Origin of the sequence: Planotetraspora thailandica (assembly GCF_016863335.1) — a bacterium.
Taxonomy (GTDB): Bacteria; Actinomycetota; Actinomycetes; order Streptosporangiales; family Streptosporangiaceae; genus Planotetraspora; species Planotetraspora thailandica.
Genome location: NZ_BOOR01000021.1, coordinates 133,687 through 156,469 on the forward strand (window position 1 = coordinate 133,687; position 22,783 = coordinate 156,469).

Genomic DNA, 22,783 nt, shown 5'->3' on the forward strand with positions numbered 1-22,783 from the left:
TTCATCGTGATGATGGTGGCATCGACGGTGTGGCCGGTGAGGGTTCCTCAGGATTCCTCCTGCAGCGGAGGTTTGTCCGTGAGCGTGGACGTTGGGTTCAGATCAGCCGGCCTCGGGCGTCAGGCGGTATCGGTTGCAGACGTCCAGCAACAGAGCAGTCCTGATCTCGAGCGGCTTGTCGATGCCGTCCAACTCCACGTCGACCAGCACTGTGTCGTCCGTACGAGTGCGCGCGAAGTGCATCTCGACGCGGGGCTGCCCGTCCAGGACGAACGTGAACCAGCTGTCGTCGTCGGCGTCGGAGCCCTCGATGCCGGCAGTGAGCGCGCCGTCATCGAGTCGGCACCGGACAAGATCAGCGATCGTCTCGGCGAACGGCAGCAGATTCGCGCGCCAGATCCAGCCGTGCATCGTGCCGCGTGGCTCGGCCTGCATCTGTGCAGGCTAGATTCCGGCCCGGTGCGGCCGCAAGGAAAGCGCGATGAAGGCATTCTCATGCTGCGTCGTGGCGGGGTCTCGATGTGATGCAGAACGGTGATGGCTTGCACGACGGCGGTGGCGCGGCGCGGGCAGCAACGTAGCTTGGTCGGGACCTTCCAGGTCTTGAGAGTCGCCACCGCGCGCTCGCAGAAAGGCGGATGAGTAAGCCGTTCCATCGATGGTGCCGGTCACGGTGGGTGGGAGCGGGCCAGAGATGCGATGAGAGGAGGCCCCCGGTACTCCGGCAAACACAAACGCCACGGCATGAACGTCCAGGTCGTGGCCGACCCTGTCGGCCGGCTCGTCTGGGCCTCGCCCGCCCTGCCTGGAGGAACGCACGACCTGACCGCCGCCCGAACCGTCGGCCTGATCGACGCGCTCACCAGCGGCAACGTGAAAACCTTCGCGGACAAGGGATACCAGGGCGCGGGCGGCACGATCCGCATCCCGTTCAAGCGCCACCGGCACCGGCCATGGCTGTCCCGCGCGCAGAAGGAGGTCAACCGTGCCCATGCCCGCATCCGGGCGCTTGGCGAACGCGCCGTCGCGATCCTGAAGGCCTGGAAGGTGTTCGCGAAGCTGCGCTGCTGCCCACGCCGCGCCACGGCAATCATCCAAGCCATCCTCGTCCTCGAAGCCGTCGAAGCGAGCCGCTACTCAGGATGAAAAGGGCTCAGTGCGTTGGCGCGAGGGCGCAAGCCGGTGCATGATCACGTTCGGCATCCTTGCTGGCCGTGCGGCATGGGCCCGAACTTCTGCATGATCACGGCCGATGAAATCCCAGCTCACCACGCAGATCCTCGAACTTCTGCATGATCACGGCTCGGGTTTGTCCAGCTCAGCGTGAGAGTGCGCGAACTTCTGCATGATCACGCGGGGTGTGTGATCGCCCCCGACCGGGGTGCGTGAATTCACGTCGAACATTGCGGGAGGTGAAGACGGTAAAGCCTTTCCGGCGTCGATTCGTCCCCGCACACTGACCCTGTGACCGATTTCGAGGTACTTGTCCTTGGTTCCGGCCCGGGCGGGCAGAAGGCGGCCATCGCCGCGGCGAAACTGGAACGACGGGTGGCGATCGTCGACCGACGCGACATGATCGGCGGCGTCTGTATCAATACGGGCACCATTCCCTCCAAAACCCTCCGCGAGGCCGTGCTGTATCTGACCGGCCTCACCCAGCGGGACATGTACGGCCAGAGCTACCGCCTCAAGGAGGACATCACCGTCACCGACCTGACCGTGCGGACGCGCCATGTCGTCGGCCGCGAGGTCGACGTGATCCGCAGCCAGCTCGCCCGCAACCGGGTCACGGTCCTGACGGGGTCGGGGGAGTTCGTCGACCCGCACACGGTGGCTGTGGTCGACGAGAGGGGCAACGAGGTCAAGGTCACCGCAGACAAGATCATCATCGCGACCGGCACCCGCCCCGCCCGCCCGAGCAGCGTCGAGTTCGACGACCAGACGATCATCGACTCCGACGGCATCCTGCAGCTGGATCGTGTGCCCGACTCCATGGTCGTCGTCGGCGCCGGAGTCATCGGCATCGAATACGCCTCCATGTTCGCCGCGCTCGGCACCAAGGTGACGGTGGTGGAGCGGCGCGACCGCATGCTCGACTTCTGCGACCTCGAGGTCGTCGAGTCGCTGAAGTACCACCTGCGCGACCTCGCGGTCACCTTCCGGTTCGGGGAGACGGTCGCGGCGGTCGAGAGGCATCCGCGTGGCGCGCTGACGATCCTGGAGAGCGGTAAGAAGATCCCTGCTTCGACCGTCATGTATTCGGCCGGCCGCCAGGGGATGACCGAGAACCTCGCGCTGGGCGCGGCGGGCCTGGCGGCCGACGAGCGCGGCAGGATCGCGGTCGACGAGTTCTACCGCACCGCCGTTCCGCACATCTACGCCGTCGGCGACGTCATCGGCTTCCCGTCGCTCGCCGCGACCTCGATGGAGCAGGGCAGGCTGGCGGCCTACCACGCCTGCGACGAGCCCGTGAGCGGGATGAACCAGCTGCAGCCCATCGGCATCTACACGATTCCGGAGATCAGTTTCATTGGGAAGACGGAAGACGAGCTGACCGACGCCCTCGTGCCGTTCGAGGTGGGTGTGTCCCGCTATCGCGAACTGGCCCGCGGCCAGATCATCGGAGACACGTACGGCATGCTCAAGCTGCTGGTCTCCCCGGAGGACCGGTCGCTGCTCGGCGTACACGTCTTCGGCACCGGGGCCACCGAGCTCATCCACATCGGCCAGGCCGTCATGGGCTGCGGGGGCACCGTCGACTACCTGGTCGACGCGGTCTTTAACTACCCGACGCTCGCCGAGTCGTACAAGGTGGCCGCGCTCGATGCCGTGAACAAGCTCCGGAGGGTCGCGAGGATCACCGACTGAGTCCGCCGCGCACACGAATGCCCCGCAATCCAACAAAATGGGCGCCTGCCGTACGGGCTGCGCGCCCATTCGGCATCATGAGCCGAGCACGTACGGGGCTGATTTTGATCACATCGCACAACGGGCCGCAGCCGGCCGACTTCACGGACGTCCGGGCCACCAACCTGGCGGTCGTGCTGCGGTTCGTGCGAGAGAACGCTCCTTGCTCGCGCGCCGACATCGCGGCGTCGACCGGCCTCAACAAGGCGACGGTGTCGAGCCTGGTCGCCGACCTGATCGACCGCCGGCTGCTGCGCGAGACCGGTCTGACGGAGAACCGGGTCGGGCGTCCGGCGACCATGCTCGTCCTGGACGGCTCGCCGTACGCCGCGATCGGCGTCGAGGTCAACGTCGACTACATCACCGCCGTCGCGGTCGACCTCAAGGGCGAGGAACTGCTCAACTGGCGGCGCGCCTTCCCGGGGAGCACGGCGAGCCCGGGCGAGGCGGTCACTGCGGTGGCCGCGATCGCCAAGCGCGTGGTGAGCCGGATGACCAGGGAGTCCAGGCAGGTGCTCGGCCTGACCGTCGCGGTTCCCGGCCTGATCGACGGCGACGGCGCCGTCCACGTCGCGCCCAACCTCGGCTGGCATGACGTCGACCTGCGCGGCGACCTCGTCAAGGCCCTGCGCGACCCCGCCTACCCCGTGCTCGTGGACAACGACGCCAACCTCGCCGCCGTCGCCGAGTACCGGTTCGGCCCGCATGGCGACGTCTCCGACCTCGTGTACGTCACCGGAGAGGTCGGCGTGGGGGCGGGCGTCGTCATGGACGGCAGGCTGAGGCGTGGCGGTCACGGCTACAGCGGCGAGATCGGCCACATCGAGGTCGACCCCTCGGGGCCGGATTGCCGCTGCGGACGCCGCGGCTGCCTGGAGGCGGTGGCCGGCATCGGTGCGATCCTCGCCCGCACCGCGCCCGGAGTTTCACCGATCGAGCTGGAGCATGAGGTCGACGAGGTCGTGCGCAGAGCGCGCAAGGACGACCCGGAGATCCTCGCGCTCCTCGATTCGGTCGGCCGCGGCCTCGGCAAGGGGGTGGCGATCGCGGCCAACCTGCTCAACCCTGAAGTGGTCGTCCTCGGCGGCTACTACGTCCCGCTCGGGCCATGGCTGATCGCGCCCGCGGAGGAGGAGATGCTCCGCCGCTCGCTCGCGCCGGGGGGAGGCGGCTGCGAACTGGTCGTCTCCACGCTCGCGCACCGGGCCGCCGCGCTCGGCGCGGCCGCGCGCGTCCTCGACTCGGTCGACTCCGGTCGTCTGCCGGCGAGGCCCTGAAAGGCGGTTCGGCCCTCAGCCGCTGATCCGGCTGCCGCTCGAACGCCCTCCCACGAGGCGATGATCGGTGCCCACCGCCCTTCAGCTGCGCCCTGCGGAATCGTTCTTCCGGTCGTACTCCTCGCGCGCCCTGTCCACCTCGGCCATGTGCGCCTCGGCCCACTCCTTGAGGTGCCGAAGCGTCTCAATCAGGGACAGGCCCAGCGGCGTGAGCTCGTAGTCGACGCGGACGGGCACCGACGGAGTCACTGTGCGGGTCAGCAGCCCGTCTCGTTCGAGACCCCGCAAGGTCTGGGTCAGCATCTTCTGGCTCACCCCGGCGATCCGCGCGGAGAGCTCGGAATAGCGCATCCGCCCCTCCAGGCCCAGCGCCACGATCACGAGGCTCGCCCACTTGTCGCCGATGGTTTCGAGCAGTCGCCGGCTGGGGCAGGAGGCGACGAACGCGTCGAACCGCGCCGTCGGCCCGTCAGCAGTGGACACGCCCATGACTTACCTCCGGGTGGCTACAACACTTCAAAGTGCCTACTTCCCAAAAGAGAGTAGGTCACCGATGGTTGTGCCGTCTAACCATTCGGAAGGGAACCCATTCATGACGCTCGCACTCGTGTCCAAGCCCGACACCCCCGCGCCCACCCTCGAGGAGGTGACGCTTCCTCCGTTGGGACCCGGCGACCTGCGGGTCCGCGTCACGGCGGCATCGGTCGATCCCGTCGACACCCTCTTCGCCGGCGGACCGGCCTGGGCGATCTTCGGACTCACCGGAACGGTCGGACTCGGCTGGTCCCTCACCGGCGTCGTCATCGAGACCGGCGCCGAGGTCACCGGCTTCGCGGTCGGCGACCCGGTCGCCGCCGTACACCGCGACTTCACAGCCCCGGTTCGCGCGCACGCCGAGGAGACCGTCGTGCCGGCGACGGCCGCCGCGCTGCTGCCGGACGGTCTCCATCGGGTCGACGCGGCCTCCCTCCCGCTCAACGCCTCGACCGCGGCGCAGATGGTGGACCGGCTCGGCCCTGCCGACGGGAGGACCCTGCTGGTCACCGGCGCCGCCGGTGCCGTGGGCGGGTACGCCGTCGCGCTGGCCGCCCACGCCGGCTGGACCGTCACCGGACTGGCGCGCGAGTCCGACCGCGACTTCGTGCTGAGAGCCGGGGCGCGTCAGCTCGTCACGGAACTGCCGGGGCCGTCGTTCGACGCCGTCCTCGACGGCGCCGTCCTGCACGCGGCGTCCCTCGTCGCGGTCCGCGACGGCGGGACGTTCGTCGGGGTGACCTCGGCGTCTCCCGCGACGTCCGAGCGGGGCATCGAGATCGGCATCGTGAACGTCGAGCCCCACGGCGCGAGGCTCGTCGAACTGCTCGCCCTCGCAGCCTCCGGCGTCCTGGAGCTGCGCGTGGCCGGCCGGGTGCCGCTGGCCGAGGCCGCGACGGCGTACGACAAGGTCGCCGGAGGCGGACAGCGGGGACGGTGGCTGCTGGTGCCGTGAGCGCTGCCCCGGCCTGATGTGCCCCTGACACGACTCGATCTCGACGCGTGAACGCCCGCCCGGGCCGGAGACCTATGCCGCCGCGGCCGCCGTCGCCAGGAAGTACTCCGGCAACGGGGACCCGCCGTACGGCGTCGCCTCTCAAAACGGCTCGGGCGAGCCATGCGGCTCGAATGCCCGGCGGACCGGGTTTGTGCCGTACGGGTCGCAAGGGCGGCCGGAAAATTCCTCGAAGAAGCCTTCGTGCGCCCTGTGAGAAGACGCCGCAGGCCAGAAGGTCGTTTCGGCTCCACGGCCGTCCGCGCCGACGTCTCCTTTGCGATCTTGGGTCTTGACCGCCGTCCGATGAGAAGGCAATCTTCCGGATAAGTCGGGAATTAACAATCCCGAAACGTTGAGAGAACTGTCGAAGCGCTTCGACGACCGTCTGCGCTTCCGGCATTCAGACCCCGCCGTCCTCACTCCACCCGACGATCGCGGGAGCCCGGCCGGGTTCCCCGTCACCCCTCTCCCGCCCCCGCCTCCCCATCTCATGCACAACCGAACATCGCGCCCGCCCGTGCACGACCGAGAGCGGGCCGGTCATTCATCGGCGCCTCTCGGGGCGTCTTTCCGCCATGCCGTCGAAGCGCTTCGACAGAAGGGTCGGATCCGTCATGATGCACGAGCCTCCCGAGCACGACGTCTCCGGCCTTTCCACCCTCATGTCGTGCATGTCGTGGTCGAATACGAGGGGGTCGCGGTGAGCGCGCTGGAGGCGCGCCCGTGAGCCCAGCCAGAACCGTCACGATCGCCGACGTTGCCAGGCACGCGGGGGTCGCCGTCAGCACCGTGTCGTACGTGCTGAGCGGCAAGCGGGCCATCTCCGCGACCACCCGGCAGCGGGTGCTCGACAGCGTCAGGGCGCTCGATTACCACCCGAACGCCGGGGCCAGGGCCCTGGCCAGCAAGCGGGCCAAGGTGATCGCGCTCGTGCTGCCGCTGCGTGCGGGCATGAACTTGCCGGTGCTCATGCAGTTCGCCGTGTCCGTCGTGACGACCGCCCGGCAGTATGACCACGACGTGTTGCTCATGACGGCCGACGAGGGGCCGGATGGGCTGCGCAGGGTCGCCGCGAGCTCCCTGGTCGACGGGCTGCTGGTGATGGACGTCGAGTTGCACGACCCGCGCGGTCCGCTGCTGCGCCAGCTGGGCGAGCCCAGCGTGCTCATCGGCTTTCCCGCCGACAGGGACGGCCTGACCTGCATCGACCTCGACTTCGCCCGTGCCGGCGCCCTGTGCGCCGACCACCTGATCGGCGCGGGCCACCGGGAGATCGCCCTGCTCGGGGCTCCCTCCGTCGTCTACGAGCGCGGCACCGGCTACGCCGGGCGCACGCTCGCCGGATTCACCGAGGCGGCCGCCCGGCACGGCGTGCCCGCCGCCGTCCGGCCGTGTGAGGAGTCCTTCGACGCGGTCTGCTCCGCCGTACGCGATCTGCTCGGGGCGCATCCCGGCACGACCGGGCTGGTCGTGCACAATGAGGCGGCGGTCGGGCACGTGCTCGGCGCGCTGCGCATGCTCGGCAGACGGGTGCCACAGGACGTCTCGGTGGTGGCGATCTGCCCCGACGACGTCGCCGAGCGGGCAGGCCCGCCGCTGACCTCCGTGCTCGTCCCCGCCGAAGACGTCGGGCGGCAGGCCGTGAAGCTCCTCATGGCCAAGCTGGACGGCGAATCCGTGCCACAATCCACCTTGCTCCAACCCCGTCTGACCATACGTGAGAGCGCCTGATGCCACTTTTTCCTGACAATTTCCTCTGGGGTTCGGCGACCGCCTCGTACCAGATCGAGGGAGCCGTCCACGCCGACGGCCGGGTGCCGTCGATCTGGGACACCTTTTCCCATACGCCGGGGAAGGTCCACAACGGCGACACCGGTGACGTGGCGTGCGACCACTACAACCGCTACCTCGACGACGTCGAGACGATGTCGTGGCTGGGTCTGAACGCCTACCGGTTCTCCGTCGCGTGGCCGCGCCTCGCCGACCTGAGCTTCTACGACCGGCTCGTGGACGCGCTGCTCGCCAAGGGCATCTCGCCCGTCGCCACGCTCTACCACTGGGACCTGCCGCAGAGCCTGCAAGACGAGGGCGGCTGGACCAACAGGGACACCGCCTACCGCTTCGCCGACTACGCCACGGCCGTACACGCGCTACTGGGCGACCGGGTGACCACGTGGACCACGCTGAACGAGCCGTGGGTGTCGGCCTTCGTCGGCCACGGCTCCGGACGGCACGCGCCCGGCGTGTCCGACCCGGCCGCGGCCTTCACGGCGGCGCACAACCTCATGCTGGCGCACGGCCTCGGCGTGCAGGCGCTGCGCGCCGCCGGAGCCGAGTCCGTCTCGCTGACGCTCAACCTGACGCCCATCCTCGGCGACCCCGAACCTGCCCGCCTCGTCGACGGCCTCGCCAACCGGATCTTCCTCGACCCGGTGTTGCGCGGCGAATACCCCGCCGACGTCCTGGAGCACCTGTCGCGCTACACCGAGGTGAACCTCGACGACCTGCCGACCATCTCCCAGCCGATCGACGTGCTCGGGGTGAACTACTACACGGTCAACCGGGTCGTCGCCGACCCGTCGGCCTCCGGATCCCTGGAGCACCCCGGCACCGAGGGCATCGCGTGGGAGCAGCCGCACGGGACGCTCACCGAGATGGGCTGGGAGGTCATCCCGTCCGGCCTCGAAGACCTCCTCGTACGGCTCTCGCACGACTACCCCGGCGTGCCGCTGATGATCACAGAGAACGGCGCGGCCGTCCCCGACGGCGTCTCCGACCCCGACCGGATCGCCTACCTGGACGGGCACGTGCGCTCGGTTCACAACGCCATCCAGAAGGGCGTGGACATGCGCGGCTACTTCGTGTGGTCGCTGCTGGACAACTTCGAGTGGGCCAGGGGATACGAGAAGCGATTCGGCCTGGTCCGGGTCGACTACGAGACCCTCGAGCGCACGCCGCGCGACAGCGCCCGCTGGTACCGGGACGTGATCGCCGCCGGCGGCCTGCCGTCCTGACCTACCCGTCCCCGGTCCGCGGATGAGCGTTCCGGCTCAGCCGTACGGGACCGACCGGTTTCAGGCCGGGCGCTCGGCGGCGAGCGTCGCGACCAGCAGCACCACGAGCGCTCCGATCTGGGCGGCCGACGACCACAGGCCGAGAGGGAAGCTCGCCGCGGCCAGCACCGCGGCGAGCGGCCTCGCCGTTCCCGACCTGAGCGTGAGCACCCGGCGGAACCACACGTCGCCGGCGAGGAACAGCGCGACTCCCGCCGCCAGCGCGATCGACGGACCGATGTCGAGATGGTCGTGGCCGATCGCCTTCTTGACGCCTGCCGCCATGGCGACCACGCCCAGCAACATCGGCACGTGCGCGTAGAAGTAGGCCCCCAGGATGAGCTGCGTGCGGCGCACCACGTCGACGCGCAGCAGCGCGTGCTCGGCGGCCTCCTCCGAACCGCCGAAATACACCCACCAGACGGCCGCGGTGAGGGCGAGCCCCAGGAGTGCGGCGACGATCAGGCGAGGGCTCGGGTGCTCGCCGCTCGCGCCGATGCCGATGGCCACGATCGACTCGCCCAGCACGATGATGACGAGCAGGCCGTGGCGTTCGACGATGTGCGCCGGATGCAGGGCGAACCCGCGCTGGCCGATGAAATAGGGGCTCGTCCAGAGCAGCACGAGCGCCGCCGCCCACAGCGCGTAGCTCCAGGGCGCGTCCGTGAAGGCCGCGGCGAAGATGAGCGCGGTGGCCGCGAGGTTGAACGGCACCACCCTGGCGATCGCGGTGGACGCCTGCAGATAGAGGCCGCCGTGAACGACCACGATGACGAGATAGCCGAGTGCGAACGCCACGCCGCCCCCGTCGAAGGCGGTCGGGATCGCCAGCGCCATGATGAGGAAGCCCGCCATGCCGCACAGGATGAGCACGCGCCGGGCCGTGCGTCGCGGGGGGATGGCGTTGGTCAGCCACGCGTAACCGGCGTACATCCACCAGAGAACCCCGAAGATGAGCAGTGTCTGCACGGCGCCCTGACCGGCGAAATGGTGCGCTCCGGTCCGCGGCGCGGTGAAGTCGCCCACGACGAGCGTGGTCAGCTGCGTGACGGTGAAGACGAAGACCAGGTCGAAGAAGAGCTCGATGGTGGAGACACGGAGCTCTGACTCGGGAGAGGCGGGTTCGGCCCTTTCGGCGAACCAGAGCGGCAGGCGCATGCCGACAATTGTGGCGCTCTATCGATCACATATGCGCACCACTCGGATCACGGCTGGCCGAGGACCTCGTCACGCAACTGCGGGAACACCTTCGCGACTTTGCCCAGCAGGTATTCGCCGTACGTGCCGGAGAAGGCGCGCAGGTCCTGACCGTCCCAACGCGGGCGTCCGCCGTCCTGCTGCGGAATGGAGGGCAGAGGCGGCACCTCGCAGTCCCACCCTGGGTCGAAGAAGAACGGGAACGACAGGCGGTCGCGCCCGCTGACGTTGCGCACGCGGTGCGGCGTCGAGCGGTAGTGGCCGCCGGTCAGCCGGTCGAGCATGTCGCCGATGTTGCAGACGAACGTGCCGGGGATGGGCGGCGCCTCGATCCAGCCCCGCGACGTGTGCACTTGGAGGCCCCCGTTGCCGTCCTGGAGGAGCAGGGTCAGCAGGCCGTAGTCGGTGTGCTCGCCCACGCCCCAGTCATCCGAGCCGGGCGGGGAAGGCGGGTAGTGAAATATCCGGAAAAGGATGGTCGGGGCCGCCGTATAACCGGAGGCGAAGTAGTCCTCGTCCAGGCCGAGGCTGAGGGCGATTCCCCGCATGACGGCCTGGCCCACGCCGGTGAGCCGTTCGAGGTAGCGCAGCACTGCCTCCCGAAGCTCGGGCACCTCGGCGGGGAACAGGTTGCGGCCGTGCAGCGGCCTCTGGTCGTCGGCCTCGGCTTCCGCGCCGAAATAGACGCCCTCCTTGAGGTCGGGCCGGCCGGAGGTGAGCTCGCCGCCCACAGGGAAGAAACCCCGCCAGGCCCGTCCGCCCCGGTCCATCGAGATGTGCATCTTGCGCTCCAGCGGAAGCGCGAAGAATCGCCGGGCCGAGTCGTCCAGTTCGGCGATCAGCCGGTCGGGCACGCCGTGGCCGCAGACGTAGAAGAACCCGCTGTCGGTGCACGCGGCCTCGATCTGCCGGGCCGCGGCCATACGGTCACGGTCCGATCCCGGTCCGATGAGCGAGCTCACATCGATTACCGGCAGAGGCCCCGAAGCACTCGACATATCTCCATATAACACACTGCGCGTGATCATGCAGAAGTTCGTGGGCATGGCACTCGACCAGCGCAGACAGTGGTCGTGATCATGCAGAACTTCGGTCGATGTGCTTCCGACCTGCTTAGATGCACATCGTGATCATGCACAAGTTCGGGTCGAGGTGCGCCGACCTGCACACATGCCCACCCTGATCATGCACTCTGCGTCTCGTGGACTGCTCGCACTTGGTGCATGCCGTACGGCTGGCCTGCGAGGCGACCGTCCATCACGTACGGCCAGGCCGGGCTGTGGGATGTGGCCATCGCCATGAGGGGTGGGAATGGCGCCGGGCTGGGGCGCCGATGCATGATCACGATTGGCATCTGAGCAGGTGTAAGTAGGCATGACCGAAGAAGTGCATGATCACGAAACGCATTTGTGCAGGTCACTCACGGGTCGACCGAACTTCTGCATGATCACGACCACTGTCGGCCCTGGCCGACAGCCATACACGCGAACTTCTGCATGATCACCACAAGGGGATGGGCAGGTCGGACGGCCCATCCCCGAACTTCTGCATGATCACGCGGAAACGGAGGGGGATTCGCTGTGGCTTTCTGTGGTCTCGTCGGGGCGCTTGGGGCGACGGGACCTCGGCTTGCCCGCCGAGCCGCTTGCCGCCGAGCCGCTTGCCGCCGTCCCGCCCGTCCCGGTTCCGCCTGCCGCCGTCCTACCCTGCGCCGCGTCGCCTGCCGCGGTCTGGCCTGTCGCAGTCTTGTCCGCAGCTTCCGCCGCCGGCTTGGCGGCCGTACCCGGATCCGCGACACTCGACCCCGCATCGGTCTTCATTGACGGGGACCCCGCCGCCTTCGCCACAGCGGTGGGGCCCGGGCCGCGCAGTGAGGCGATCACCGCGTCGGCCTCGGCGTCGGCGGCGAACTCCTCGGCGACCTCCGCCTCGCGCCGCTTGATGACCACCATGTGATCGACCGAGATGCGCCCGGCCCCGACGACGGCGAGCAGCACGGATGCGGCGCCCAGCGCGACGATCAGCTCGACGCTCCCGCCGGTGAGGGGCAGGCCGGTGTCCCCGGCCGTCAGGATGAACACGGCGAGAGCCTCGGCGAACAGCAGCAGCCCGATGGCCGGTACGGCCAGGCCCGCGATGAGCAGCGCGCCTCCCACCAGTTCGATGAGCATCGTGGCCGCGGCCCACAGTTCGGGCACGGGGGCGCCGAGCGTGGTGAATTGCACGCCCGTCGCGTCGAGGCCGGCTTCGAGCTTGTGCCAGCCGTTGGCGAAGAAGATCCCGCCGACGCCCATGCGGGCCGCCAGCGAAGCAAGGTCGTGGAGGGTTCTTTTCACGGCTCCTCATTCTGGGGGGCTGAGGATGACTTGCCCAGACATCTCCCCATGAGGCCGTGCCTCATGCCAAGCAAGCCGAGAACAGGTCAGGTCTGCTCCGGCTTCTCCGATGCCTGAGCGGACCGGGGGATGAGGATGGCCACGGCCAGCGCGGTCAGGCACAGCAGGACCACGCTCACGATGACTGTGGAGTGCAGGGCGGTGACGAAGGCGACCCGTGCCGCGCTGAGCAGTTCGGGCCCCGCCTCGCTGCCCGTCTCGGTCGCGACGTGTGCGGCGGCGGCGAGAGACTCGCGTGCCTCGGCCATCATGGGTTCGGGCACCCCGGGGACGGCGGCGAGTGACGGCGCGTACACGATGGCGGTGATCGTGCCGAGGACCGCGATGCCGAGCCCGGCGCCCAGCTCGTAGGCGGTCTCCTCGATCGCCGCCGCTCCGCCCGCGCGCGATTCGGGCGCCGACGCCATGATCGTGTCGGAGGCTGCGAGCAGGGCCACCTCCACGCCGAAGCCGATGCCGATGAAGCACACCGTGAGCATCACCGGGTGCTGCTCCACGCCCCAGGTCAGGACGGGGGCGAGTGCCAGTGCGGTGAGTGCGAGACCGCCGCTCGTCGTGGCCCGCAGGCCGATCCGCTGCAGCAGGTGCGCGGCGGCGAGCCCGCCTGCGATCGCGGCCACCATCAACGGCAGCATGCGCACGGCGGCGGCCAGCGGGCTGAGACCGAGCACGAGCTGCAGATATTGGGCGAGCATGAGCTCGAGCCCGACCAGCGCGAAGATCGCGAGCAGCACGCAGGCCACTCCGGTCGCGAAGCCGCGCTGCGCGAACAGCCCGATGTCGAGCAGCGGGAAGGCCAGCCGGCGCTGGCGCCGGACGAACCAGAACAGCAGGGCGACGCCGATGACGAAAACCAGGGCGGACGGGCCCCGGCCGATCGTGTGCCCGTACCCCGCCTCCTTGAGACCGAATGCGACGGACAGGATGCCGAGGGTGGACAGGACGGCGCTCAGCGCGTCCCACGGATGCGTGGAGCGGCGCTGCGACGGAGGCAGAATCCGCAGGGCCAGTGGAAGCGCCACCACCAACAGCGGCACGTTGATGAGGAAGACCGCGCCCCACCACAGGTGCTCGACCATGGCCCCGCCGATCAGCGGGCCCACCGCCGCTCCCGCCGCCGCGACGGCGCTCCAGACGCCGAGGGCGATCGCACGTTCCTTGCGGTCGGTGAACACCTGCCGGATGATCGAGAGCGTGGCCGGCATGATCATCGCGCCCCCGACGCCGAGGAACGCCCGGAAGACGATCAGGGCGAGCGGGCTCCAGGCGAAGGCGGCGGCCAGCGAGGAGAGGCCGAAGACGACATAACCGGCGATGACGAATCGCCGTCTGCCGTACCTGTCGCCGAGCGTGCCGAAGGTCACGAGCAGCGGGGCGACGACCAGCGAATAGATGTCGATGATCCAGAGCAGCTGGATCGAGGACGGTTCCAGTGCCGCGGTCAGCGCGGGGACCGCGATGTGCAGCACAGTCGCGTCGACGGCGATCAGGAGCAGGCTGAAACAGAGCAGCACAAGCACCCACCACCGGTTCGCCCGGTGTTCACGCACATCGCCTCCAGCGCTGACAGCGCCGGACTCGGCCTCAACCCCGACCGTGATCATAGGCGAATCAGGGCTCCTCGGCCCGCTGGAACATGCGTGGCAGCTTAGGCCATCACGGACGACTTCCTCAGTCGCTTCCGGGGAGCTCCATGTCATATCAGGGGAAATCGCCCAAGTCTCTCTAGAGAGCCATAGGTATGTAGCCGCCGTCTAGGCAATCCAGGACCCGCAACGGATCATGCGGGGGTGGGGAGCGAAATCGATCAATGGGACACGTCCCCGGTTCCGCCCCCGCACGACCACACCGACCCCCGGGCCTGGTGCGCGGTCGCGGTGGCGAGGCTGGCGCGCGACCAGCCCGAGGCGGCGCTGGAGGCGGCCCGCCAGGCGATCGATCGTGCCCCTGACGGCGAGTGGGGGCATCGCCTGGCGAGCCTCGCCCTCGAACGTCTCGGCCGCGACACCGAGGCGGTCGACGCCGCCCGCGAAGCCGTACGGCTCGCGCCGGGATCGTGGGCGGCGCGGTTACGGCTCGGCGGCGCGCTCCGGCGCGTTTCCGGCGGCTGGCGTGAGGCATGGGCGCAGGCGCGTGACGCCGTGCGTTTCGCCCCCGACGAGCCCGACCCGCACGCCCTCGTCGGCGATCTGGCCCTGCTCAGGGGAGACCACGAGCGTGCGGCACGGGCCTATGAGTCGGCGCTCGACCGCGCACGCGACCACCGAGGGGCACGGATCAACCTCGGCCTGACCCTGCTGCGCTGGGAGCGTCCGCGTCCTCATCACGACCCGGCATGGGAGGCCGACCCACGCGACACCGGCCGCACCAGGAACGCCCTGCGGATCTGGTCGCGCCAGGTGCGGGTGCTGCTCGCGCTGGCCGTGGCCGCCGTCGCGGTCGCGGGACTCGGATTCGACCTGCGCCGCGAGGCCCAGATCGGGGGAGCGGTCGTGCTCGCCGCCGTTCTGATCGTCACCCTCAGGCAGGCGGGACGCGTGCGGGCCTGGCCGTACGTGCTGCCGATGATGCGGCGCGACCTGTGGCTCGCCATGTCGGCCGCCACGGCGCTGCTGGCGCTCGCCGCCTACGTCACCGGGCTGGCGACGCTCCCGGATCTGCCGCCCGGCACACCGCCGGACGCCGTTCCCGCGGCTCTTCTGGAACCGGAGGCCGCCGTGTGGGCGGGGTCAGCCGGCCTGGTGCTGTTCAACGGCCTCGCGGTCGGCCTGGTCCGCCTGGTCGTGGAGACCTGGCGGGGACGTCTCGTCCCGGCACTCGCGCAGTTCGCCGCCGCGGGAGACGACCGCACGGCCCTGCGCGACGTCGACGTCACGCTCTGGCTCGCCGTCGGGCGCATGTGGTGGCTGACGGCCCTCGCCGCGGCGCTGCCGCCCCTCACCGGGGAGCCGCTCACCGCGCTGACCGCCGCCGTCGTCCCGGCAGCCCTGCTCTACGGACGGTCGCGGGTCGCCGCCGGGCCTGCCTCGCCGTACGGAAGGTCACGCGCGGGCGCGCCATCCGCCTCGGCGTACGGAAGGTCGCGGCAGGGGAGGGACCAGGCGTTGCGCGGCCTGCGGCCCGTCCTGCGAGCCGACCGGCTGCTCGCGTCGTCGTTCGCCGCGCTGCTCGTGGGGAGCGTCTGCCTCATCGTGACGGGCGTCGCGGCGTCGCACCCGCTGACCGGCGGCGCCGAACCCGGCGCGGTCGCGCGGGCGGGATGGCAGGGGACGCTGGGCGCGCTTGCCCTGGTCGCGGCCGCCTTCTGCGTGCGGGCGGCCCAGGCGTGGTGGAGGGGGAGCGCGGGGCCGGGGAGGGCCTCACTCGTGTTGGCGGACACGCGGTGGACGAGCCTGCCCGGTGACGTCACCCCCTCGACCGGGCTCAGCGAGGAGGTGCGGCACGCCGCCACCTACTCCAGGAGCGTGGTGCTCGCCTACTCGGAACCGGACGGGCCGCGGGCGCTCGCGGTCAGCGCGGTCACGTCCGTCAGCCCGACGGGCGAATTCCGGCTGATCACGGGAGACGAGGCGTGGGAAGCCGTCGGACGCGACCCCCGTGTCGTGCTGTACGTGGGCGACCCCAGGTTCTGGGCGGAAGTCCGCGGCGTCGCCGTTCCGGAGGGCGACGTGTTGCGCGTGACCCCTCGGCGGGTGCTCATTCGGGCATACCCCGGGCGCCACCAGGCCCGCACCCGTTAGGTCCACCCATTCCGCCGTCCCGTGCGGTATAACCGGGGGCGAACCGGGGAGGCGTCGATGCGGGACTCCGAGAGGGCACGGTCTGCGGGGATTTTAAGCAGGTCCGCGGCACGGAATGTATTCGAGCAGGTGCGCCTCCGCTATTTCCGGCTTTCGCCGTTCGCCAGGCGTGCCGTGTTCGCGGGGCTGTTGATCGCCGTCATGGGCCTCGCCGCCGCTCTGGGGTGGAGCCTCGCGCCCACCTTCGTCTACGCGGTCGTGCTGCTCGCCTTCGCCGCCCTCGCGCTCAGTTATCCGCGCGCGGCCGCAACCGCCCTGGTCGTGGCGGGGTGGGGCCTGCCGGGATGGGTGTTCTACAGCATGTTCGGCACGCAGTCGCCTGCGGCCTTCCTGCTGATACTCCTCGCGATCCTCGTCGCGGGCGCCGCCCATCTGATCCGGTGGGTGGCTCCGTGGGTCACCACGCTGATGGCGCTGGTGCCCGCGGCCCTCGTCGCGTTCGCCCTTTCCTGGACGTCGCCCACCGCCTCCGTGTGGGGCGCCTACCTCGTGGCCGCCGCGGTGCTGGTCTACCGGCTGGTGCTCGCCCGCAAGGTCAAAGCCGAGCAGGCGTCGCCCGGCGGCGACGGCGAGGGGCAGGTCCAGCAGCGCATCAGGATCGGCGGTCACCAGACCTCCCCGGCCGACGCGGGGGCGCCGCCGCCCATCACGGTGGAGCAGGCGCTCGGCGAACTCGAGGCGATGATCGGTCTCGAACCGGTCAAGGAGCAGGTACGGGCGATCGCGGCCTCCATCGAGGCAGCCCGGCTCCGCAAGGAGGCCGGTTACACCAACGAGCCGCCCATGCGTCATTTCGTCTTCGTCGGCCCGCCGGGCACGGGCAAGACGAGCGTGGCGCGCACCCTGGCCAAGATCTTCTACGCCTTCGGCCTGCTGGAGACGCCGTTCGTGGTCGAGGCCCAGCGTGCCGACCTCGTCGGCGAATATCTGGGCGCCACGGCGATCAAGACCAACGAGCTGATCGACCGGGCGATCGGCGGCGTGCTGTTCGTCGACGAGGCGTACAGCCTGATCAACTCGGGGGACGGCCAGCCCGACAGATTCGGGTCCGAGGCCGTGCAGACCCTGCTCAAGCGGGCCGAGGACGACCGCGACCGGCTGATCATCATCCTGGCCGGCTACGAGAAGGAGATGAACGGCTTCCTGTCGTCCAATCCCGGGTTGTCCAGCCGGTTCTCCACCCGGGTGCGCTTTCCGAGCTACACGCCCGCCGAGCTGCTGGAGATCACCGAGGCGCTTCAGGCGCGGCGCGGGGACACGTTGTCCGCCGAGGCCCGCCCGGTCTTCCGCCGCCTCTATGAGGACGTGCAGCGCCGCGGGCTGCTCGACGAGCTCGGCAACGCCCGGTTCGCGCGCAGCCTGACCGAGACCGCCGCCCAGGCCCGCGACGTGCGGGTCGTCGGCGCGGGAGGCGCTCCGCGCGCGGAGGACCTGGTCACCGTCACACCGGCCGACGTCACCAGGGCGTTCAACGAACTCACCGCGAGGTTCCGCGGCTACCAGGCGACGCCGACCCTGGAGGACGCGCTCGCCGACCTCGACCGCATGGCGGGCCTGGATCCGGTCAAGCAGCAGGTGCACGCGATAGCGGCCCAGTTGAAGGTGGCGCGGATGCGCCAGGAGCAGGGTCTGCCCGTCCAGTCGCAGATGCGGCATTTCGTTTTCGTCGGCCCGCCGGGTACGGGCAAGACGACCGTCGCCCGCATCGTCGGCCGCATCTTCTCCGCCCTCGGGCTGCTCGCCCGTCCCGACGTCGTCGAGGCCTCCCGTGCCGACCTGGTGGGCCAGCATCTGGGCGCGACCGCGATCAAGACCAACGAGCTCGTCGACCGGGCACTGGGCGGTGTGCTGTTCATCGACGAGGCCTACGGCCTGGTCAACACGGGATATTCCGGTGGGGACGCCTTTGGGGCCGAAGCCGTGCAGACCCTGCTGAAACGAGCCGAGGACGACCGCGACCGGGTCGTCATCATCCTGGCCGGCTACCGGCGCGAGATGGACGCCTTCCTCTCCACCAACCCGGGCCTGGCCTCCCGCTTCGACCAGCGGGTGATCTTCCCGTCCTATGCGCCGGCCGAGCTGGCGGAGATCGCCGGGCTGCTGGCGTCCAGAAGCGGCGACCACTTCGACACGGCGGCTGCGCGCGACCTCGCCGACGTCTTCGACTGGGTCTGCCGCGAGGGGCTGATCGACGGGCTGGGCAACGGCCGCTTCGCCCGCTCCCTCTACGAGAAGGCCGCGCTGCGCCGCGACGTACGGCTGGCCGCCCAGGGCTCGGCGACGCCCAGCGAGCTCACCACCATCACCAGCGACGACGTCCGCAGCGCCGTAGACGAATTGTCCTGACCTCGTCCTGAACACGACGGGTTCTGAAGCCGTCCCGTGCTCGATGTGGTTCGTGCTCGCGCGTCCAGATGGCCTGGAGTGATTACTGTCTGCTACTAATCTAGTGCGATATGTAGCTGGAGGAATCGGAGAGCACGTTGAGAGCACGATGGCCGGCTGCCCTTGCCGCACTGATCGCTCTGGGAGCCGCGGGCGCATGCGGGGGTGACAACCTCCCAGGCTGGCGTGAGAACAACCTTCCTCCCTCTCCCGTCAAGGCGTTCGACATCAACCAGGTGCCGCGAGACAAGGTCAAGGACGGCGGCACCCTGCGGTGGGGGCTCGGAGAATTCCCCTCCCAGTGGAACCAGAACCACGTCGACGGCAACATGACCAGCGTTGACACGGTCATGAGCGCCCTGATGCCGACCCCGTTCCGGTCGGACGAGAGAGGGCGGGTCTCGCTCGACCTCGACTACGTCACCAACGCCAGGATCACCGCGACCTCGCCGCACCAGGTCATCACCTATTCGCTGAACCCGAAGGCCAAGTGGTCGGACGGCAAGCCGATCACCTGGGCCGACTACGCGGCGCAGTGGAAGGCGATGAACGGGCAGAACAAGGCCTTCCGCGTCGACTCGACCATCGCGTACGAGAACATCCAGAGCGTAACGCGGGGGTCGAGCGACCATGAGGTGGTCGTCACCCTGACCCAGCCGTTCAACGAGTGGCAGTCGCTGTTCTCGCCTCTGTATCCGGCCTCGGCGAACTCCTCGCCGGAGGCGTTCAACGCCGACTGGGTCAACAAGATCCCCGTCACGGCCGGGCCGTTCAAGCTCTCCTCCTTCGACGTCAAGGGCAAGTCGATCACGCTCGTCCGCGACCAGAACTGGTGGGGCGACCAGGCGAAACTCGACAAGCTCGTATTCCTTGGCGTGAAGACCGACATGGTCCGCGCATTCACCAAGGGAGAGGTCGACGTCTACGACGTGGGCCCGGCACCCGACGACTACTCGCGGGCGCGGGGCGCCTGGGACGCCGTCGTACGGCAGGCCGCCGGCACCGATTTCCGGCAGTTCACGTTCAACGGCGAGAGCCCCGTCCTGGCCGACATCCGGGTACGGCAGGCCATCGCCATGGCACTCGACCGCCGAGCGCTCATGCAGCTGGACCTGAAGGGCCTCGGCTGGCCGGCCGTCACGCTCGACAACCACTTCCTCTCCAACAGCCAGCAGGGATACCGCGGCAACGCGGGCGACATCGGCACCTACAACCCGCAGAAGGCCGGGCAGCTGCTCGACGAGGTGGGCTGGAAGATGTCCGGCAAGACCCGGATGCGCAACGGAACGCCGATGAACGTGCGCTTCGTCGTCCCGGCGGGGGTGGGCGTGAGCGACACCGAGGCCGAGGTGACCCGGTTGATGCTCCGCAGGATCGGCGTCGGGGTGACCATCCAGACCGTGCCGTTCAACGACTTCTTCACGAAGTACCTCATTCCCGGCAACTTCGACATCACGGCGTTCTCCTATCCGTCGACGCCGTATCCGATATCGAACGCCTTCGACGTGTACGCCTACGGTGAGAACACCAAGGGCGACGACATGAAGTGGTATTCCAACCTGGGCCGCACCGGCAGTCGCGAGATCGACCAGGCGATGTACCGCGCGGGCAGCGTGTCCGACCCGGGCCAGATCGCCGAGCTCGTGAACGCGGCGGACGAGCTGGTCTGGCGGCAGATCAACGTGCTGCCGCTCTATCAGAGCCCACAGAACGTCGCCGTGCGTTCCACGCTCGCCAACGTCGGGGCGAACGGCTTCTACGACCTGAGGTATGCCGACATCGGCTTCACGTCCTGAGCCGCATGCGCGGGGCCTCCGCTTCGTGAGGCCCCGCGCGTCACAGGCCGGCCGGGGAACCCGTGGTCCACGGCGAACCGGCCGGTTTGAACCACAACCGGTCACCCGGCCGCAACTGCGCAACGACGGCGACGTCACGCGCCGCGACCACCCCGATCACCGGATAGCCGCCCGTCGGCGGATGATCGGCGAGGAACACGATGGGCCGCCCGTCCGGCGGCACCTGAATCGCCCCCAGCGCCATGCCCTCGCTCGGCAGCTCACCCTCGCGCGCCCGCTCCAGCGGCGCTCCCCGCAACCGCACGCCGACGCGGTTGCTCTCCGAAGCCACCTCGTACGGCTCGGCCCCGAGCGACTTCAGCGCGCCGGGCGTGAACCAGTCGGTCCGCGGGCCGAGGACCACCCGGACGGCCGCGCAGGGGGGAATCGGCCGCTGCACGGCGACGTCGACCTGGATGGCGGTCACGGGCGCGTCCCCGACGGGCAGGAGTGTCCCGGGGCTCAACGGAGGAGGTCCGAGCCCCGACAGCGAATCGGTGGACCGGCTGCCGAGCACCGGCGCGACGCCGATCCCGCCGCGCACGGCGAGGTAGGTCCGCAGCCCTTCGCGCGGTGATCCCACGCGCAGCGTCCCGCCCGCGGGTATCCAGATCGGGGCGCACATCCCGGCCGGCCGGCCGTCCGCATCCACCGGGCACGGGGCTCCGGCCAGCGCGATCCACGCTCCGGCGGCGAAGCGCAGCAGGGCGCCTCCGAAGGTCAGCTCGATCCCGGCGGCCGCCTCCGGATTGCCGACGAGCCGGTTGGCCAGCCGCATGCTCGGCGCGTCCGCCGCTCCCGAGCGCGGCACGCCCAGGTGGGCGTAACCGGACCGTCCCAGATCCTGCACCGACGCGTACGGCCCCGGGGACACCACCTCGATCATGGAACGAACCTGACTCTGGTGCCCGGCGCCAGCCTCGCCGGAGGATCGGCGGCCACATCCCACACCCGCAGGTCCGTACGGCCGAGCAGCCGCCACCCGCCGGGGGAGGCCGAGGGATAGACGGCCGAGTACGGCCCGGCGATCGCCACGGACCCGGGCGGCACCGAGGTGCGCGGCGTCTCCAGCCGGGGCACGTGCAGCCGGGGGTCCAGGCCGACGAGGTAGGCGAATCCGGGGGCGAAACCGAGCCAGCCGGCGACGAACTCGGAGGCGGCGTGCCGTTCGGCCACCTCGCGGGCGGTGAGGCCGGTCAACTCGGCCACCGCCTGCAGGTCGGCGCCGTCGTAGACCACCGGGATCTCCACGACCTCCGCCGCCTCCTCGTAGCGGCCCGCGGGCGGCGCCGAAGCGGCGTCGAGCAGCGTGACCAGGCGAGCCGCCAGACGATCGTGGTCGGCCCCCGGCGCCACGACCAGCACAGTCTCCTGCCCCGGGACGATCTCCTCGACCTCCCGGGGTCTTTCGGCGCGCAGGAGGGCGTCCAGGCGGTGGGCGACCGCGGTTGTGCCGGTCTCCACCAGCAGGCCGTGCTCGCCCGCTCGCCGGATCGTCATGCGAAGGACTCCACGCCGACGCCCGCGCCGACCAGGGCGTCGCGGACGGCCTCGGCGAGCGCGACCGCGCCCGGGGTGTCCCCGTGGACGCAGACCGAGCGGGCGTCGACCCGCACGTCGGTGCCGTCGACGGCGGTGACCACCCCGTCGCGGGCCATCCGCACCGCGCGGGCGGCCACCTCATCGGGGTCGTGCAGGACGGCGCCGATCTCGCGGCGTGGCAGCAGCGTGCCCGCCGGGGTGTAGGCGCGGTCGGCGAAGCATTCGCTCACCGTGGGCACGCCGTACCGCTCCGCGATGGGATGAACGGCCGATCCGGGCAGGGTCAGCACCGGCAGCGAGCCGCCCGCGGCCGGGCCGTAGTCGGCCACTGCGGCGACCACCGCCTCCGCCTGGACCACATCGCGGCAGATCCGGTTGTACAGCGCGCCGTGCGGCTTGACATAGGAGACCCGGCCGCCCATGGCGCGGGCGATCCCGTCGACCGCGGCGATCTGGTACATGACCTCGGAGCAGAGCTCCTCGGGGTCCATGTCGATCTCGCGGCGGCCGAAGCCCGCGAGGTCGCGGTAGGACACCTGGGCCCCGATGGAAACGCCCCGGTCCACGGCCGCCGCACAGGTCCGCCTGATGATGAGCGGATCACCGGCGTGGAACCCGCAGGCCACATTCGCGCTCGTCACGATGTCCAGCAGGGCGAGATCGTCGCCGAGGCTCCAGACTCCGAAGCCCTCCCCGAGATCCGCGTTCAGGTCGATCTTCACGGCAGCCTCCGTGTTTATGGTCCTCGCTCCGCTCGGACGGGCTCGGGGCGCTTTGAGGCGGCGCCTTCCTTCGTCGTTCGGGGTCGCTCGTGCCTCGTTCCCCGCTCACTCCTCAGTCCAGGCACCGCCGCGCCCTTC

At 70.0% G+C, this 22,783-nt stretch carries 18 protein-coding genes and 1 pseudogene; 9 read left to right on the top strand and 10 right to left on the bottom strand.

Annotation, left to right across the window (positions count from 1 at the left end; translation table 11 throughout):
• Positions 1 to 102 precede the first annotated feature (102 nt).
• Both Pth03_RS15910 and Pth03_RS15915 read right to left on the bottom strand, forming a co-directional pair.
• Positions 103 to 435: a hypothetical protein gene (locus tag Pth03_RS15910; protein ID WP_203945134.1), complete on the bottom strand. Its 333-nt coding sequence runs from the start codon at positions 433 to 435 to the stop codon at positions 103 to 105.
• A gap of 80 nt (positions 436 to 515) precedes the next feature.
• Positions 516 to 626 (bottom strand): annotated as a pseudogene (locus Pth03_RS15915) (IS5/IS1182 family transposase); the annotation flags it as partial.
• 73 nt (positions 627 to 699) lie between these two features.
• Between Pth03_RS15915 and Pth03_RS15920 the strand changes: the two are divergent.
• The 3 genes from Pth03_RS15920 to Pth03_RS15930 all read left to right on the top strand — a co-directional run bounded on the left by Pth03_RS15920 (position 700) and on the right by Pth03_RS15930 (position 4,184).
• Positions 700 to 1,146: a transposase family protein gene (locus tag Pth03_RS15920; protein ID WP_373318542.1), complete on the top strand. Its 447-nt coding sequence runs from the start codon at positions 700 to 702 to the stop codon at positions 1,144 to 1,146.
• A 318-nt stretch (positions 1,147 to 1,464) separates the two neighbouring features.
• Entirely contained in the window at positions 1,465 to 2,868 is a 1,404-nt protein-coding gene (gene sthA, locus Pth03_RS15925; protein ID WP_203945036.1) for a Si-specific NAD(P)(+) transhydrogenase, read from the top strand.
• A gap of 104 nt (positions 2,869 to 2,972) precedes the next feature.
• Entirely contained in the window at positions 2,973 to 4,184 is a 1,212-nt protein-coding gene (locus tag Pth03_RS15930) for an ROK family transcriptional regulator (protein WP_203945122.1), read from the top strand.
• Positions 4,185 to 4,265: 81 nt separating this feature from the next.
• Here Pth03_RS15930 and Pth03_RS15935 read toward each other — a convergent pair whose 3' ends face one another.
• On the bottom strand, positions 4,266 to 4,673 hold the full coding sequence (locus Pth03_RS15935) for a winged helix-turn-helix transcriptional regulator (RefSeq protein WP_203945037.1): 408 nt from the start codon (positions 4,671 to 4,673) through the stop codon (positions 4,266 to 4,268).
• 103 nt (positions 4,674 to 4,776) lie between these two features.
• Here Pth03_RS15935 and Pth03_RS15940 point away from each other — a divergent pair, with 103 nt between their 5' ends.
• The 3 genes from Pth03_RS15940 (at position 4,777) to Pth03_RS15950 (ending at position 8,729) form a co-directional block, all read left to right on the top strand.
• Positions 4,777 to 5,673, top strand: a complete 897-nt coding sequence (locus tag Pth03_RS15940; protein WP_203945038.1) for a zinc-binding dehydrogenase — start codon at positions 4,777 to 4,779, stop codon at positions 5,671 to 5,673.
• Positions 5,674 to 6,438: 765 nt separating this feature from the next.
• Complete coding sequence (locus Pth03_RS15945; RefSeq protein ID WP_203945039.1) at positions 6,439 to 7,446, top strand: LacI family DNA-binding transcriptional regulator; 1,008 nt, start codon at positions 6,439 to 6,441, stop codon at positions 7,444 to 7,446.
• Positions 7,446 to 8,729, top strand: a complete 1,284-nt coding sequence (locus Pth03_RS15950; protein ID WP_203945040.1) for a GH1 family beta-glucosidase — start codon at positions 7,446 to 7,448, stop codon at positions 8,727 to 8,729. The genes Pth03_RS15945 and Pth03_RS15950 overlap by 1 nt, the downstream gene beginning before the upstream one ends.
• Positions 8,730 to 8,789: 60 nt before the next feature.
• Here the strand turns inward: Pth03_RS15950 and Pth03_RS15955 are convergent, their stop codons facing one another.
• The 4 genes from Pth03_RS15955 to Pth03_RS15970 all read right to left on the bottom strand — a co-directional run bounded on the left by Pth03_RS15955 (position 8,790) and on the right by Pth03_RS15970 (position 13,911).
• Complete coding sequence (locus Pth03_RS15955) at positions 8,790 to 9,926, bottom strand: low temperature requirement protein A (protein ID WP_203945041.1); 1,137 nt, start codon at positions 9,924 to 9,926, stop codon at positions 8,790 to 8,792.
• A gap of 47 nt (positions 9,927 to 9,973) precedes the next feature.
• Positions 9,974 to 11,011 carry an isopenicillin N synthase family dioxygenase gene (locus Pth03_RS15960; protein WP_308442352.1) on the bottom strand — a complete coding sequence of 346 codons (1,038 nt, stop codon included), beginning with the start codon at positions 11,009 to 11,011 and terminating at the stop codon, positions 9,974 to 9,976.
• 507 nt (positions 11,012 to 11,518) lie between these two features.
• Positions 11,519 to 12,301, bottom strand: a complete 783-nt coding sequence (locus Pth03_RS15965; protein ID WP_203945043.1) for a DoxX family protein — start codon at positions 12,299 to 12,301, stop codon at positions 11,519 to 11,521.
• An 86-nt stretch (positions 12,302 to 12,387) separates the two neighbouring features.
• Positions 12,388 to 13,911: an MFS transporter gene (locus Pth03_RS15970; RefSeq protein WP_239119078.1), complete on the bottom strand. Its 1,524-nt coding sequence runs from the start codon at positions 13,909 to 13,911 to the stop codon at positions 12,388 to 12,390.
• 240 nt (positions 13,912 to 14,151) lie between these two features.
• On the opposite strand from Pth03_RS15970, the gene Pth03_RS15975 reads away from it, so the two are divergent.
• From Pth03_RS15975 to Pth03_RS15985, 3 genes are all read left to right on the top strand, one after another.
• The gene (locus tag Pth03_RS15975) at positions 14,152 to 16,101 is read left to right on the top strand and encodes a CHAT domain-containing protein (RefSeq protein WP_203945045.1); all 1,950 of its coding nucleotides are present in this window, start codon (positions 14,152 to 14,154) and stop codon (positions 16,099 to 16,101) included.
• A 57-nt stretch (positions 16,102 to 16,158) separates the two neighbouring features.
• Positions 16,159 to 18,507: an AAA family ATPase gene (locus Pth03_RS15980; RefSeq protein ID WP_203945046.1), complete on the top strand. Its 2,349-nt coding sequence runs from the start codon at positions 16,159 to 16,161 to the stop codon at positions 18,505 to 18,507.
• Positions 18,508 to 18,644: 137 nt separating this feature from the next.
• A complete protein-coding gene (locus Pth03_RS15985) occupies positions 18,645 to 20,342 on the top strand; it encodes an ABC transporter family substrate-binding protein (protein WP_203945047.1) in 1,698 nt (565 codons plus the stop codon).
• Positions 20,343 to 20,382: 40 nt separating this feature from the next.
• On the opposite strand, the gene Pth03_RS15990 is transcribed toward Pth03_RS15985, so the two are convergent.
• The 3 genes from Pth03_RS15990 to Pth03_RS16000 are packed head-to-tail and all read right to left on the bottom strand — an operon-like array spanning position 20,383 to position 22,645.
• Positions 20,383 to 21,267 (bottom strand): 5-oxoprolinase subunit C family protein, encoded by an 885-nt coding sequence (locus Pth03_RS15990; protein WP_203945048.1) that lies wholly within the window; start codon positions 21,265 to 21,267, stop codon positions 20,383 to 20,385.
• Positions 21,264 to 21,881, bottom strand: coding sequence for a 5-oxoprolinase subunit B family protein (locus tag Pth03_RS15995; RefSeq protein ID WP_203945049.1), 618 nt, complete (start codon positions 21,879 to 21,881; stop codon positions 21,264 to 21,266). Before Pth03_RS15995 ends, Pth03_RS15990 begins: the two co-directional genes overlap by 4 nt.
• Positions 21,878 to 22,645 carry a LamB/YcsF family protein gene (locus Pth03_RS16000; RefSeq protein WP_203945050.1) on the bottom strand — a complete coding sequence of 256 codons (768 nt, stop codon included), beginning with the start codon at positions 22,643 to 22,645 and terminating at the stop codon, positions 21,878 to 21,880. Before Pth03_RS16000 ends, Pth03_RS15995 begins: the two co-directional genes overlap by 4 nt.
• Between the last annotated feature and the right edge of the window lie 138 nt (positions 22,646 to 22,783).